The organism is Streptomyces sp. V4I2 (genome assembly GCF_030817655.1).
Taxonomy (GTDB): Bacteria; Actinomycetota; Actinomycetes; order Streptomycetales; family Streptomycetaceae; genus Streptomyces; species Streptomyces plumbiresistens.
The window spans coordinates 6,649,499-6,663,942 of the sequence record NZ_JAUSZM010000003.1; the positions used below are offsets into that span (position 1 = coordinate 6,649,499).

A 14,444-nucleotide genomic window follows, 5' to 3' on the forward strand; every position below is an offset into this window, starting at 1 on the left:
TGTTCTCTGGTCTACGCGGTCCTTTTGTGCCGTCCGCGGAGCGCCCGGAGCGGTGGATACAGCCATTTCTTGAAGAAACGCTGAAGGCGCGGCATCAGAATCCAGGTGACGACAGCCGTCACGCACAGACACAACAGCAGCGTACGGATGAACGGATTGAGGTCGCCGAGATAGGGCAACACAATCAGGTTGAACAGAAGCACCGGCGGGAACACGGCGCTCATATTCACAAACCATAGTTTCCATTTCGACGGAGGGGCCGGCGGCGCGGGGGGCCGGTCGGTCTGGGCGTCGAACCACGCCTTCGCACCCCGGACGCTCCGGCGGCCCGTCTGCCGGGCGATCGACTCCGCGCGAAGGTCCCACTGTCTGCGGGTGGTGGAGTTCTCCCAGGCCAGGGCAGCTCCCTCACTGACGAAGCGATAGACGACATGCCACTCCGCCTCTCCGTCGACAAGGACACCACCCCCCAGGAAACCTGGCTGCTCCGCACTCGCGCCCAGCATGGCCCACCCCCAGGAGCGGAAGTCTCCTTCGTGGCCCGGCGCCACGTGATAGGCCACGGTGACGGTGACGGGATTACTGGTCACTCAGTCGAGTACGCGCATAAGAGCGGGGCCGTTCAAATATTCAACGAAGTTTTTGGGCTGTCCGGAACGTGGCTCTTTGTGTGCCTTTCGGCATCCTTGGGCTCGTGCGTCCGGGGGTACTGCGGGTAACTTTGATCGAATTCACGGAAGCGCTTGCCGGGGAGTTGGTAAAAGTTGCACCATCGCCTTCCCCGATCTAAGGAGTTCCATGTCCAGGTACGACTGGAACATGCATCACGAGGGAATCGACCGGGCTCGGGCCGATATCGAACCCGCACGAAAAGAAGTCACCGCTCATCCCCTTTACCAGCGGATAAGCAGCCGGGAACGCATGGCGACGTTCATGACGCACCACGTGTTCGCGGTGTGGGACTTCATGTCCCTGCTCAAGTCCCTGCAACGCGAACTGACCTGTGTCGACGTCCCCTGGGTGCCGCGCGGCTCCGACGTGAGCCGACGCCTGATCAACGACATCGTGCTGGTCGAGGAGAGCGACGAGCTGAACGGCGGCTTCACCAGCCACTTCGAGCTGTACCGCGCCGCCATGGCCGAGGCCTCGGCCGACACCGCCCCGATCGACACGGTCCTCGCGCTGATCGCGGAGGGCCACGACGTTCCCTCGGCGCTAAGGGTCGCCCAAGTCCCCGCTCCCGCGGCCGAGTTCGTCCGCACGACCTTCACGATCATCGCTGGCCGGCCGCTGCACTGCCGCGCCGCCGCCTTTGCCTTCTCCCGCGAAGACCTCATCCCCGACATGTTCGACCAGGTCATCAAGAAGGAGGGCACCGACCGGTTCCCCCTCTTCTGCGACTATCTGGCCCGCCACATCGAGGTCGACGGCGAGGAGCACACCCCCATGGCCATGCAGATGGTCGCCGACCTCTGCGGCACGGACGACATCCGCTGGCAGGAGGCGATCGAGACGGCGAACCTCGCGTTGGAGGCCAGGGTCCGGCTGTGGGACGGGATCACGGCGGCGATGGACGAGGTGAGGTGAGAGGGAGACGGAGAGGGGAGGAGAGGGAGGAGGGGGCTCGGAGTGGGGGCGGGGCGGGACTTCCGGTTCCGTTGACGGGGGGGCGGTCTTCGCCCCGGTATGTCCCCTGCCCCCTCACCCCGCATCGGCGGCCATCGGTGCCAGTGCCTCCCCGAAGCCGGTCAGGGCCAACGCCCCGACCCCCGCGATGAGGAACCCCGGCACCGCCACCCACGCCAAAGCCTCCCGGGTGCGGTTCGCCGAGCCAGAGCACGCCCACCGCCGCCGGTCCGACCGTCTCGCCGGTCACCATGCCGGCGGTGGTGGCTGTGACCGAGCCCGTGCGCAGCCCCGAGGTCAGGGACAGGAGCGCCCCCGCGCCGCCCGGCAGCAGGGCGTACGCCGCCGGATCTCGCACCAGGTCCGGGAGGGCGGCCTAGTTGATCAGTCGTACCACCACCTCGACCACCAAGGGCGCATACCGATCCAAAGAGCACAATGCGACTCTAGGTGAGGTCATGACGGGCGGGCCGCCCGCACGCCCGCTCTCACTGATCTCTAGGCTGTCCGCCGGACAACGCACACCGGGCCACCGGCCCGACCAACGGGGAGACATGGACATGGCAGACGCGCGTCGGCAACTCCGCTCGGGCACGGTCGCACTCGGTGGCGTGGGACTGCTCGCCGCCGCCCTGACCGCCTGCTCCTCGGACCCGGACAAGCGCTGCGTCGACCGCGACAGCTACAACGCCTCCAAGGGCTACGAGGTCGTCGCCGACAAGAACTGCAAGTCCGTCACCTCCGTCAACGGCGCCTACTACTACGGCGGCAAGAAGAAGTCCAGCTGGGTCAAGGGCGGCTCCTTCACCAAGTCCGGCAAGGGCTCCGGCAGTTCGAGCACCAGCGGCAGTAGCACGGGTGGCACCAGCACCAGTGGCAGCAGTGGCGGCGTCGACCGGGGCGGCTTCGGAAGCGGCGACAGCGGAAGCGTCGGCAAGGGCGGCAGCTCCGGCGGCTGACCAATCGACCCCTCCGGAACCCCGCCCTCAGGACCCCCATGAAACGCCACACCATCGAGCCCCGCCCCGGCTGGCAGCAGACCGTCGAGGAGCAGGGGCTCATCTACCCGCTCACCCGCTATCCCGACGACTCCCTGCGCCCCTACTGGGACGAGAGCGCCTACTACTCCTTCACCCTCCCCGAGGTCGAGGCCCTGGAGGAGGTCGTCGAGGAACTTCACCGGATGTGCCTGACGGCAGCCGAGCACATCGTCGCCACCGACCGCTTCGCCGACCTCGGCATCACCGACCCCCGCGTGGCCGAGTCGGTCGCCGAGGCCTGGCGCCGCCGCGCCGAACTCCCCTCCGTCTACGGCCGTTTCGACCTCCGCCACGACGGCACGGGCCCGGCGAAACTCCTGGAGTACAACGCCGACACCCCCACCTCACTCGTCGAGGCCGCCTCCCCGCAGTGGTTCTGGATGGAGGAGCGCTTCCCCGGCGCCGACCAGTGGAACTCCCTCCACGAACGCCTCGTCGCCGCCTGGAAGAACCAGGCCGCCCTCCTCCCGCCCGGCAGCCCCCTGTACTTCGCCCACTCATCGGCCGACGAACTCGGCGAGGACCTGATGACGGTCGCCTACCTCAAGGAGACCGCGGACCAGGCCGGCCTCGACACCGACTGGATCTCCATGGAGGAGATCGGCTGGGACCGCCTCTCCGGCCGTTTCGTCGACAACCAACTCCGCTTCATCCGCAGCTGCTTCAAGCTCTATCCCTGGGAATGGCTCACCACCGACCGCTTCGCCGACCACGTCCTCGGCACCCTCGACAACGGCGGCGGCACGGGCAGCACCCTGTGGATCGAACCGGCCTGGAAGATGCTGCTCAGCAACAAGGCCCTGCTGGCGATCCTCTGGGAGCTGTTTCCCGGCCACCCGAACCTCCTCCCCGCCTACCTGGACGGCCCCCGGGAGCTGGCGACGACGACCGGCTACGTCGCCAAGCCCCTGCTGGGCAGGGAGGGCGCGGGAGTGACGGTCCACGAGCCCGGCGCCGACCCGATACCCGTGGTACGCCAAGAGGCCTGCTGCTACCAGGAGTTGGCCCCCCTTCCCGACTTCGACGGCAACCGTGTCGTCCTCGGCGCCTGGGTCGTGGAGAACGAGTCCGCGGGCCTCGGCATCCGCGAGTCCTCCGGCCTGGTCACCGACGAGTACGCCCGCTTCCTGCCGCACGTGATCCTCTGAGAAACCCCTGCACTCCGCGGACTACCTACAGCCCCAGCACCGCACGCAGCTGGGCCAGCCCCCAGTCCAGATCCTCCTCACCGATGACGAGGGGCGGCGCGATCCGGATCGTCGCCCCATGCGTGTCCTTCACCAGCACCCCCAGGTCCATCAGCCTCTCGGACACCTCCCGTCCCGTGCCGTACGACGGCTCGATGTCGACGCCCGCCCACAGCCCACGCCCGCGCACTCCCGTCACCCGCCCCGTCCCGGCCAGCGCTCCCAACTCCCGGTGCAGCCGCTCGCCGAGCTCCGCCGCCCGCGCCTGGTACTCGCCCGTCCGCAGCATCGCGATCACCTCCAGCGCCACCGCACAGGCCAGCGGATTCCCGCCGAACGTCGACCCGTGCTCCCCGGCCCGGAACACCCCGAGCACCGCCGCGCTCGACACCACCGCCGACACCGGCACGATCCCGCCGCCGAGCGCCTTCCCCAGCACATACACGTCCGGCACCACGCCCTCGTGCTCGCACGCGAACGTCCGCCCCGTCCGCCCCAGCCCCGACTGGATCTCGTCCGCCACGAACAGCACGTTCCGCTCCCGCGTCAGCTCCCGCACCCCCGGCAGGTAACCGGCCGGCGGCACCAGCACCCCCGCCTCGCCCTGGATCGGCTCCAGCAACACCGCCACCGTGTTCTCGGTCAGCGCGGAGCGCATCGCCGTCAGATCCCCGTAGGGCACGATCTCGAAGCCCGGCGTGTACGGCCCGAAGTCCGCCCGCGCCTCGGAGTCCGTGGAGAAGCTGATGACCGTCGTCGTGCGCCCGTGGAAGTTGTTGCCGGCGACCACGATCTTCGCCATCTCCGACGGCACGCCCTTGACCCGGTACCCCCACTTCCGGGCCGTCTTCACCGCCGTCTCCACCGCCTCCGCACCGGTGTTCATCGGCAGCACCATCTCCATGCCGCACAGCTCGGCGAGTTCCTCGCAGAACGCGGCGAACCGGTCGTGATGGAACGCCCGCGACGTCAGCGTCACCCGCTCCAACTGCGCCTTCGCCGCCTCGACGAGCCGCCGGTTGCGGTGCCCGAAGTTGAGCGCCGAGTAACCGGCCAACAGGTCCAGATACCGGCGCCCCTCCACGTCCGTCATCCAGGCACCGTCCGCGGTGGCGATCACCACCGGCAGCGGGTGGTAGGTGTGCGCACTGTGGGCTTCGGCCGCGGCGACGAGCCCCTCCATAGCGTTCACGGGATCTCCCTGAGGTGGCGGTGGCCTCCTTCCTATCGTCGCTCGGATGGTGGACGCGGGACCTGGGCGACGCGGCGTGCCCGGTAGGCTGACCGGCGGGCCGTGACTGGCGCGCTGGGATGGGATGAACCATCGGGGAGCGGCCCCTGGACTGTGTCCAGCACCGAGTGCCGTGCGCCTGGGCCGTACCGTGAACGCTGAACACGACGTCCGGAGGTCCCCATGCCAGCCGAACCCCTCTCCCACGAGTCCACCGCCTTCCGTGCCGCCCTCGACGTGATCCGCGCCGTCGAGCCGCGCGTGGCCGACGCCATCGGCCAGGAGGTCGCCGACCAGCGCGAGATGCTCAAGCTGATCGCCTCCGAGAACTACGCCTCCCCGGCCACCCTCCTCGCGATGGGCAACTGGTTCAGCGACAAGTACGCCGAGGGCACCATCGGCCGCCGCTTCTACGCCGGCTGTCGCAACGTCGACACCGTCGAGTCCCTCGCCGCCGAGCACGCGCGCGAGCTCTTCGGCGCCCGCCACGCCTACGTCCAGCCGCACTCCGGCATCGACGCCAACCTCGTCGCCTTCTGGTCGGTCCTCGCCCAGCGCGTCGAGGTCCCCGCCCTGGAGAAGGCCGGCGTCCGCCAGGTCAACGACCTCTCCGAGGCCGACTGGGCCGAGCTCCGCCAGGCCTTCGGCAACCAGCGCATGCTCGGCATGTCCCTGGACGCCGGCGGTCACCTCACCCACGGCTTCCGCCCGAACATCTCCGGCAAGATGTTCGACCAGCGCTCCTACGGCACCGACCCCACCACCGGTCTCCTCGACTACGAGGCCCTGCGTGCCACGGCCCGCGAGTTCAAGCCGCTGATCATCGTGGCCGGCTACTCCGCCTACCCCCGTCTCGTGAACTTCCGGATCATGCGCGAGATCGCCGACGAGGTCGGCGCCACGCTCATGGTGGACATGGCCCACTTCGCCGGTCTCGTCGCCGGCAAGGTCCTCACCGGCGACTTCGACCCGGTCCCGCACGCCCAGATCGTCACCACCACCACCCACAAGTCGCTGCGCGGCCCGCGCGGCGGCATGGTCCTGTGCGACGACTCCCTCAAGGACCAGGTCGACCGCGGCTGCCCGATGGTCCTCGGCGGCCCGCTCCCGCACGTCATGGCCGCCAAGGCCGTCGCCCTCGCCGAGGCCCGCCGGCCCTCCTTCCAGGACTACGCCCAGCGCATCGTCGACAACTCCCGCGCACTGGCCGAAGGCCTGATGCGCCGGGGAGCGACCCTGGTGACCGGCGGCACGGACAACCACCTCAACCTGATCGACGTCGCCTCCTCCTACGGCCTCACCGGCCGCCAGGCCGAGGCCGCCCTGCTCGACTCGGGCATCGTCACCAACCGCAACTCCATCCCGGCCGACCCCAACGGCGCCTGGTACACCTCCGGCATTCGCATCGGCACCCCCGCCCTGACCACGCGGGGTCTCGGCACCGCCGAGATGGACGAGGTCGCGGCCCTCATCGACCGCGTGCTCACCTCCACCGAGCCCGGCACCACCGGCAAGGGCGCCCCCTCCAAGGCCCAGCACGTCCTCGACCCGAAGATCGCGGACGAGGTCGCCCACCGAGCCACCGACCTCGTGGCCGGTTTCCCGCTGTACCCGGAGATCGACCTGGGCTGACGCCCGGCCCGCATCAGAGATCGATCAGCTCCTGTCGTCGTTCCTCCCGCGGCGGTCCGGTCCCCGGCCGGGCCGCCGCGCGGCGTATCAGCAGGGTGCCGCCCACCCCGGCCGCGAACCCGGCCGCGAGGCCCGGTATCGCCCACCAGACGCCGCTCGCCGCAGACCTGTGCCTGCCGCCGGGCCCGCCGGCATCGCCCAGACTCTCGGCCGCCGCCCTCTCGTCGGCCTCGCCGAGCAACGCGGCCCAGCTCATCCGCTCGAAGACCGAGCGCGGAGCCCGATGCCAGCGGATGTCGTCGTCATCCACGTCCGGCGCGGCATCCGAGCGCACCCACGGCGTGCCGTCCCCGGCCAGGAACAGCTGGTCCTGCCGCTCCATCGCCACGTCTCCACCCGGCGCCGCGTCTGTCTGCGGCCAGCCCCCGATCCCCGTCAGCCCCCACATCACGGTGATCCGCACCGGTGGATACCGGCCCTCGTCCCACGCCTGAGACACCCGCTCCGTCCCCGCGTACATCGGCTCCAGCAGTTGCCAGAGGCGGGCGAAGTCCGGCTCGCCCGAGCGCACCGCCGACGTCCGGCCCGTACCGCCCGCGACGACCACCGCCACATTCGGGGCGTCCCGGCCCGTCCCGTGCGGGACCGCGTCCGCGGCCGGCATCCCGCACAGGGTGGCGGCCACCGACATCGGCACGATGATTGCGAGCCGGACAACCGCACGTCTGCACCGGGCCGTCACGCGAATGCCCGCACGTCTGTACGTGGTCCTCACCCCCATGCCCGCACGCCTGCACCGGACCGCCACGTGCGCGCCCGCACGTCTGCACGTGGCCCTCACCCCCATGCCCGCACATCCGCACGGGGGGCCGCCACCCGCACGCCCCCGCCGGCGCTCTGGACCGCCATTCGCGCCCCCGCCGGTGTGCCGGACCTCATCCTGGCCCTCATCCGTGCCCCCTCACCCGTGTACTCCGGGTCCTCACCCGCGCGCCCGCGTTCGCCACGCCATCATCCGTAGCCCCCACGTTTGCTCCCGATCGCCATCCGTCCCCCTACATGTCGCTCCTGGCAGCCGTCGCCCCCCGGCCGTTCACACGTCCCGCAATTCCTGCCGTGGCCCCGGCTCCCGTCGCGGTCGGTCCCACGGCCTCCACCGCATCCGCGTGGCGAAGGGCCGCAGCACCAGTGCCAGGGCGGCTCCGGCAGCCGCGCCGGGCACCACCCACCACCAGTCGGTGTCCTCGCCTGGCCGTGCTTGCGCAGTCGGCGCGACAGCCGCGTCGGTCGCTGTGTCCGTGGTGCCGGCGTCGGCGTCGGCGCCCGTGCCGGTCTCGCCGCCGACGCCGGACTCGCCCGTCTCCCAAGGTGCCGGGAAGATCGCGGAGTGGCCCTCGTCCGACGTCTTGCCCATCACCCCAAGGTCCTTGAGCAGTTCACGCAGTTGGCCGGGGTGCTGGGCGCGGTGCCATTGGCCGTTCACCGTTTCCGGGAGGTTCGCGGCCGTGTGTATCCAGACGCCGTCGCCGTCCGTCAGCGGGAAGACCCGGTCGAGGCGCCAGGGCGACACGTCGTGCACCATCCACGTGACGTTGATCTGCCGGGCGGCCGTCAGATTGGCCTCCGGCGGCTTGTCGCGGACGCCGGTGCGGGGGGCGCCCAGCAGCTGTTCCAGTTCTCCGTACTCCTCGTCGGAGTAGTACAGCGCCGCCGTCTCCGTGCTCTGCGGCGAGACCACGAGCACGCTCGTCGGTCCGCCCGCCGACGCGGAGGAAGCCCCCCACAGCATCAGCGCCGACGTCATCACCAACACCCCTGTCAGCGCCGTCAGTTCACGACACCGGCCGCTCCACCCGACCCCGAGCCTGCGCATCCGAACCCCCATACAAAGTCAGACGATCCCCGTGCGGCCCGTCCGCGAGCCGCTTGTCACTTCTGGTACACCGCCCGACCCGCCGGGGTTCCCACCCCGCGCGCACTATTTCGGGGACTTCTCCGGCGCCCCGTCGAGGGACTTCGCGATCTCCACCGCCCGTCCCTCCGACGCGACCCCCTCCAGCCGCAGCGTCACGTCCGTACCGCCGGAGTCGTGCATCCACAGCAGCGTCGGCCCGGCGGTCCGCTCCTCGCGGGTGTAGCGGGAGCCGTGCGCGTCCACCAGCCAGAAGCTGAGCAGGTGCGGCCGGGGGAACCACAGGGCCGTGTTGCTCGGCGTGCCGGCGTCCGCGGGATCCGTGCTCAGCGAGATCCACACGGGCTGCTCGGACACGCTCTTGGCGAAGCCGATGTCCAGGCCGGCCGGGTACTGGTCCAGCCGGATCGTGCGCCCCTGCTCGCGCCAGCACAGGCTGACCAGGAACCGCCCCTGCGGCTCGTCGGTCACCGACATCGCGTCCGGCGCGCCCAGCGCCGGCGGAACCAGCGGCTCGAAGCCGGCCTCGCGCTCCGCCCCCGGGAGCGACAGCGACCCCTCGCAGCCGGGCACCTCGGCGCCGGTCGAGGGCGCCGCCGACGGGTCGTACCGCACCTCGACCCCGCCGAAGTCGAACCAGTCGAGGACCGCGGCCCGCACCGGGGGCGTGAACGCGAGGACCGTCAGCAAGCCGCACAGCGCAGCGGTCAGCGACCGCCACCGCGCCCGCGTCCAGTACCGGGCCGCCCGCAGCCGCTCACCGGTCCCCGTCGGCTCGGCCACCGGGACCGGGATGTGCTCGGCGATTATCTGCTGCAACACCCGCTCGACCATCGAGTCGGACCCGGCGCCGCCCGGTGGGTCCAGCGAACGCCCCAGCGCCCGCAGCTCCTGCGGCAGCCGGGCGGGCTCGCCACGGCGGCGCCCCGCACCCAGGTCACTGTCACCACGGCGTCCCTCAGCCACGTCATCGGGGCCGCCCTCACCGTCGTACGCGTCGTACGCACCCCGCTCCGGCTCCTCACTCACGCTCATCACCCCCTTCCCGAGGCTGAAAATCCGGCAACAGTCGGCTCATCTTTCGCAGGGCGCGGTTGAGCCGTGATTTCACCGTCCCCCGGGGCCAGCCCAGGGCCTGGGCCGTCTCGGACTCGTCCATCTCCAGCAGATAGCGATAGGTGACAACCAGGCGGTGTTCCTCGCTCAGCTTCTCCAGGGCGGTCAGCAGGGCGGCGCGGCGCTCCGTCTCCAGCGTGGCCACCGCCGGGTCGGCCGATTCCGGTATCAGCGGCTCCGCCTCCGCGAAGGCCGCCTCGCGACCGGCGAGCGTCCGCTGCCGGGCCGCCGTCCGCACTGTGTTCCTCGTCTCATTGGCCACGATCGACAGCAGCCATGGCTTGAACGACGCGCCGTCCTTGAACCGGCCCAGCGCGCAGTACGCCTTGACGAAGGCCTGCTGCACCACGTCCTCCGCGTCCGCACCCGCCCCGAGCGCGGCGGCCGCTCTGAGCGCGAGGCCCGTATGGGCTCGCACCAGCTCCGCGTACGCCTCCGGCTCTCCGGCGCGTACGCGGGCGATCACCGCGGCCTCATCGACGATGCGGCCCCCCTCCCGCGTCCTCACACGATTGGTACACCGCTCGGCGTGGATCGGTTCCCACCCGTGTCCCATCTGTTTCCGACCAGTTCCGGATCGCCCCCCGGGACCTGAGAGAATGGTGTGCATGGCCTCTGACCGCCCACCCGTCGCCCACCACCGCCCTCAAGCGGGGCGCTCCGCGCCGCTGCCCAAATTCCGAGTGCTCTCCGGAATCCAGCCCACCGCAGGCTCGTTCCACCTCGGCAACTACCTCGGCGCCGTCCGCCAGTGGGTGGCCCTGCAGGAGTCCCACGACGCGTTCTACATGGTCGTCGACCTGCACGCGATCACGCTCCCGCAGAACCCCGCGGACCTGCGGACCAACACTCGCCTGGCCGCCGCCCAGCTCCTCGCGGCCGGTCTCGACCCGGAGCGCTGCACGCTCTTCGTCCAGAGCCATGTCCCCGAGCACGCCCAGCTCGCCTGGGTCATGAACTGCCTCACCGGCTTCGGCGAGGCGTCCCGCATGACCCAGTTCAAGGACAAGTCCGCCAAGCAGGGCGCCGACCGCGCCAGCGTCGGCCTGTTCACGTACCCGGTCCTCCAGGTCGCGGACATCCTGCTGTACCAGGCGAACGAGGTCCCGGTGGGTGAGGACCAGCGCCAGCACATCGAGCTCACCCGCGATCTCGCCGAGCGCTTCAACGGCCGCTTCGGCGAGACCTTCACCATCCCCAAGCCGTACATCCTCAGGGAGACGGCCAAGATCTACGACCTCCAGGACCCGTCGATCAAGATGAGCAAGTCGGCGTCCACGCCGAAGGGGCTCATCAACCTCCTGGACGAGCCCAAGGCCACCGCCAAGAAGGTCAAGAGCGCGGTCACCGACACGGACACCGTCATCCGCTTCGACGCGGAGCGCAAGCCGGGCGTCAGCAACCTGCTCACCATCTACTCGACTCTCACGGGCGAGGGAATCGCCGACCTCGAGCAGAAGTACGAGGGCAAGGGCTACGGCGCGCTCAAGACGGACCTCGCCGAGATCATGGTCGAGTTCGTGACGCCGTTCCGCGAACGCACCCAGCAGTACCTCGACGACCCGGAGACGCTGGACTCGATCCTCGCCAAGGGCGCGGAGAAGGCGCGTGCCGTCGCCGCGGAGACCCTGTCCCAGGCGTACGACAGGGTGGGCTTCCTGCCCGCCAAACACTGAGCCGTACCACCACAGGCGCACCACCGCACAGGCGTACCACTGCGCAGAGCGCTGCACATCACTACGGTTGCGCCTGCCCACCAACACAGCCGTGGCCGTACAGTCGATAGCCGGACGGCTGGAACGAACTCGAACAGGACGACAGGAGACGACGTGGGGACCGTAACGATCGGCGTGTCGATCGCGGTCCCGGAGCCTCACGGCAGCCTGCTCCAACAGCTGCGCGCGGGCTTCGGCGACGCGGCGGCTCACGGCATTCCCACGCACGTCACCCTGCTGCCGCCGACGGAGATCGACGAGGCCATGCTGCCGGCGGTCGAGATGCACCTGACGGAGGTCGCGGCGGCCGGCCGGCCGTTCCCCATGCGGCTGTCCGGCACGGGTACGTTCCGGCCGCTGTCGCCCGTCGTCTACGTCCAGGTCGCAGAGGGCGCCGAGGCCTGCACCTGGCTGCAGAAGCAGGTCCGGGACGCCTCGGGCCCCGTGGCGCGCGACCTGCAGTTCCCGTACCACCCGCACGTCACGGTCGCCCACGGCATCGACGACGAGGCCATGGACCGCGCCTTCGAGGAACTCGCCGACTACCACGCCGAGTGGCCCTGCACCGGTTTCGCGCTCTACGAACAGGGCGCCGACGGCGAGTGGCGCAAGCTGCGCGAGTACGTCTTCGGGGGCGCGGTCGTGCCGCCGCAGGCGGCCCGCGTGGAGCGCGGCCCGATCCCCGCCCCCTGACACCGGCCTCCTGGACCGGCAGCCGCGATCCCCGTGACCCGGTTCTCCTAGACCGGCAGCCGCCGGAAGACCCCTCGCGGCACATGCCGCAGTGCCGACATCACCACCCGCAGCGCTCCCGGCACCCACACCGTCTGCGAGCGGCGGCGCAGTCCCAGCTCGATGGCCGTGGCGACGGCTTCGGGCGTGGTCGCCAGGGGCGTCTCCTCAAGGCCCGCGGTCATCTTCGAGCGGACGAAGCCGGGGCGTACGACCATGACGTGCACGCCGGTGCCGTGCAGGGCGTCGCCCAGGCCCTGGGCGAAGGCGTCGAGGCCGGCCTTGCTGGAGCCGTAGATGAAGTTGGAGCGGCGGGCGCGTTCGCCGGCCACGGAGGAGAGCACCACGAGCGAGCCGTGGCCCTGGGTCTGCAAGGCGCGCGCGGCGACCAAGCCCGCAGACACCGCTCCCGTGTAGTTGGTCTGCGCGACGCGCACCGCGCTCGCCGGTTCGCGCTCGTCGTGCGCCTGGTCGCCGAGGATCCCGAAAGCGAGCAGCACCATGTCGACGTCGCCCTCGGAGAAGACCTTGCCGAGGGCCGTCTCGTGGGAGTCGGGGTCGAGCGCGTCGAAGGCGACGGTGTGCACGTCGGCCCCCAGGGCGCGCAGTTCCGAAGCGGCCGTCTCCAGGGCGAGTGTGGGGCGTCCGGCCAGCCACACCGTGCGGGTGCGGCGGGCGATCAGCCGGCGTGCGGTGGCGAGCGCGATCTGAGACGTGCCGCCGAGGACGAGCAGGGACTGGGGGGTACCGAAGGCGTCCTTCACGAACAGCTCCTAACGAAGGCCCGGGGGCCTGAGGTTGCCTAGAGACCGAGACGGCGGGCCAGGTCCGACACGAACACCCCGCGCGGGTCCAGCTCCGCCCGCAGCGCGCGGAAGTCGGCCAGGCGCGGGTACATCGCGGTGAGCAGTTCGGGCCGCAGACGGGAGTCCTTGGCGAGGTAGACGCGCCCGCCGGCCGCGGCGACCTCCTCGTCCAGTTCGTCGAGGAAGGCGCCGAGGCCGGGCAGGCGGGCCGGGATGTCCAGGGCCAGCGTCCAGCCCGGCACGGGGAAGGACAGCCAGCCCGGGTCGGCGTCCCCGAAGCGCTTGAGGACGGCGAGGAAGGACGGGCACCGGCGCTGCGAGATACGGCGCACGATCCGGCGTACGGCGTCCTCCTGGCCGTGTCCGACGACGAACTGGTACTGCACGAAACCGCCGCGGCCGTAGACCCGGTTCCAGTGGGGCACCCCGTCCAGGGGGTGGAAGAAGGTGGAGAGCCTCTGAAGTTCGCCGGTACGCGCGCGGGGGGCCTTCCGGTACCAGAGCTCGTTGAAGAGGCCCACGGTCGTCCGGCTGAGCAGGCCCTCGGGGAGGAAGGCGGGGGCGGCCGGGAGCCGGGAGGTACGGAAGGCCAGCGGGTCCCTCCGCGCGCGCGTGCGCTCCGGAAGCGCATCCAGGGGAGCGTGGTCGCCCCGGGTCAGCATCGCGCGGCCCGTCGCCGCACCGCGCGCCAGGAGGTCGATCCACGCCACCGAGTAGCGGTACCGGTGGTCGGTGGCCGTCAGACGGGCCATCAGGTCGTCGAGGTCCCGCGCGCGCTCGGTGTCGACGGACATGAGCGAGGTCTCGACCGGCTGGAGCCGGACCGTCGCGGTCAGGATCACGCCGGTCAGTCCCATGCCGCCGGCCGTCGCGTCGAACAGGGGCGTGCCGGGGCCGACCGCGCGGACCCCGCCGTCGGCGGTGAGGAGTTCGAGCGAGAGGACGTGCCGGGAGAAGGAACCCGACACGTGGTGGTTCTTGCCGTGGATGTCCGCGCCGATCGCGCCCCCGACAGTGACATGGCGCGTGCCGGGTGTCACCGGCACGAACCAGCCGAGCGGCAGCAGCACTTCCGTCAGCCGGTGCAGGGAGATGCCCGCGTCGCACAGCACGATGCCCTCGTCGGCGTCGATCGCGTGGATGCGGTCGAGGCCCGTCATGTCGAGCACGGACCCGCCGGCGTTCTGCGCCGCGTCCCCGTAGGCCCGCCCCAGGCCCCTCGGGATGCCTCCGCGGGCCCCGCAGTCCCGGACGGCGGCCGCGGCCTCCTCGTACGTCCGTGGGCGGATCAGGCGGGCGGTGGTGGGAGCGGTGCGTCCCCAGCCGGTGACGGAAGCGGTGTCGGCAGGCATGTCGGTGACCGTATCGCCCCTTTGTGGGCGATTGGTTTTGAAACATTCACCTCATACCCGAAATGGGTGATTAATGGGATGTCGACCTATATTGC

14 protein-coding genes are annotated in these 14,444 nt (G+C 70.7%); 6 read left to right on the forward strand and 8 right to left on the reverse strand.

Translation table 11 applies throughout. From position 1 onward, the window contains the following. Positions 1 to 11: 11 nt before the first annotated feature. Positions 12 to 590, reverse strand: a complete 579-nt coding sequence (locus tag QFZ76_RS31560) for an antibiotic biosynthesis monooxygenase (RefSeq protein ID WP_307676877.1) — start codon at positions 588 to 590, stop codon at positions 12 to 14. A 229-nt stretch (positions 591 to 819) separates the two neighbouring features. On the opposite strand from QFZ76_RS31560, the gene QFZ76_RS31565 reads away from it, so the two are divergent. The 3 genes from QFZ76_RS31565 (at position 820) to QFZ76_RS31580 (ending at position 3,814) form a co-directional block, all read left to right on the forward strand. Then, on the forward strand, positions 820 to 1,587 hold the full coding sequence (locus QFZ76_RS31565) for a DUF3050 domain-containing protein (protein ID WP_307680183.1): 768 nt from the start codon (positions 820 to 822) through the stop codon (positions 1,585 to 1,587). A 599-nt stretch (positions 1,588 to 2,186) separates the two neighbouring features. Beyond that, positions 2,187 to 2,585: a hypothetical protein gene (locus tag QFZ76_RS31575; RefSeq protein ID WP_307676878.1), complete on the forward strand. Its 399-nt coding sequence runs from the start codon at positions 2,187 to 2,189 to the stop codon at positions 2,583 to 2,585. 38 nt (positions 2,586 to 2,623) lie between these two features. Beyond that, complete coding sequence (locus QFZ76_RS31580; RefSeq protein ID WP_307676879.1) at positions 2,624 to 3,814, forward strand: glutathionylspermidine synthase family protein; 1,191 nt, start codon at positions 2,624 to 2,626, stop codon at positions 3,812 to 3,814. A gap of 25 nt (positions 3,815 to 3,839) precedes the next feature. On the opposite strand, the gene rocD is transcribed toward QFZ76_RS31580, so the two are convergent. Then, positions 3,840 to 5,036 (reverse strand): ornithine--oxo-acid transaminase, encoded by a 1,197-nt coding sequence (rocD, locus tag QFZ76_RS31585; protein ID WP_307680184.1) that lies wholly within the window; start codon positions 5,034 to 5,036, stop codon positions 3,840 to 3,842. A gap of 231 nt (positions 5,037 to 5,267) precedes the next feature. Here rocD and QFZ76_RS31590 point away from each other — a divergent pair, with 231 nt between their 5' ends. Further along, a complete protein-coding gene (locus tag QFZ76_RS31590; protein ID WP_307676880.1) occupies positions 5,268 to 6,716 on the forward strand; it encodes a glycine hydroxymethyltransferase in 1,449 nt (482 codons plus the stop codon). Between the two features lie 13 nt (positions 6,717 to 6,729). On the opposite strand, the gene QFZ76_RS31595 is transcribed toward QFZ76_RS31590, so the two are convergent. The 4 genes from QFZ76_RS31595 to QFZ76_RS31610 form a co-directional block, all read right to left on the reverse strand. Further along, positions 6,730 to 7,407 carry a hypothetical protein gene (locus tag QFZ76_RS31595; protein WP_373464377.1) on the reverse strand — a complete coding sequence of 226 codons (678 nt, stop codon included), beginning with the start codon at positions 7,405 to 7,407 and terminating at the stop codon, positions 6,730 to 6,732. A gap of 402 nt (positions 7,408 to 7,809) precedes the next feature. Continuing rightward, the gene (locus QFZ76_RS31600) at positions 7,810 to 8,520 is read right to left on the reverse strand and encodes a hypothetical protein (RefSeq protein WP_307676881.1); all 711 of its coding nucleotides are present in this window, start codon (positions 8,518 to 8,520) and stop codon (positions 7,810 to 7,812) included. A gap of 174 nt (positions 8,521 to 8,694) precedes the next feature. Then, positions 8,695 to 9,663 (reverse strand): hypothetical protein, encoded by a 969-nt coding sequence (locus QFZ76_RS31605; protein WP_307676882.1) that lies wholly within the window; start codon positions 9,661 to 9,663, stop codon positions 8,695 to 8,697. Beyond that, positions 9,650 to 10,210 carry an RNA polymerase sigma factor gene (locus QFZ76_RS31610; protein WP_307680186.1) on the reverse strand — a complete coding sequence of 187 codons (561 nt, stop codon included), beginning with the start codon at positions 10,208 to 10,210 and terminating at the stop codon, positions 9,650 to 9,652. The genes QFZ76_RS31605 and QFZ76_RS31610 overlap by 14 nt, the downstream gene beginning before the upstream one ends. A gap of 217 nt (positions 10,211 to 10,427) precedes the next feature. Here QFZ76_RS31610 and trpS point away from each other — a divergent pair, with 217 nt between their 5' ends. Further along, positions 10,428 to 11,420 (forward strand): tryptophan--tRNA ligase, encoded by a 993-nt coding sequence (gene trpS / locus QFZ76_RS31615; protein ID WP_307680187.1) that lies wholly within the window; start codon positions 10,428 to 10,430, stop codon positions 11,418 to 11,420. 153 nt (positions 11,421 to 11,573) lie between these two features. Further along, a complete protein-coding gene (locus QFZ76_RS31620) occupies positions 11,574 to 12,152 on the forward strand; it encodes a 2'-5' RNA ligase family protein (RefSeq protein ID WP_307676883.1) in 579 nt (192 codons plus the stop codon). A 47-nt stretch (positions 12,153 to 12,199) separates the two neighbouring features. Here QFZ76_RS31620 and QFZ76_RS31625 read toward each other — a convergent pair whose 3' ends face one another. Next, positions 12,200 to 12,955: a decaprenylphospho-beta-D-erythro-pentofuranosid-2-ulose 2-reductase gene (locus QFZ76_RS31625; protein ID WP_307676884.1), complete on the reverse strand. Its 756-nt coding sequence runs from the start codon at positions 12,953 to 12,955 to the stop codon at positions 12,200 to 12,202. A gap of 38 nt (positions 12,956 to 12,993) precedes the next feature. Next, the gene (locus QFZ76_RS31630) at positions 12,994 to 14,349 is read right to left on the reverse strand and encodes an FAD-binding protein (RefSeq protein ID WP_307676885.1); all 1,356 of its coding nucleotides are present in this window, start codon (positions 14,347 to 14,349) and stop codon (positions 12,994 to 12,996) included. Positions 14,350 to 14,444 lie beyond the last annotated feature (95 nt).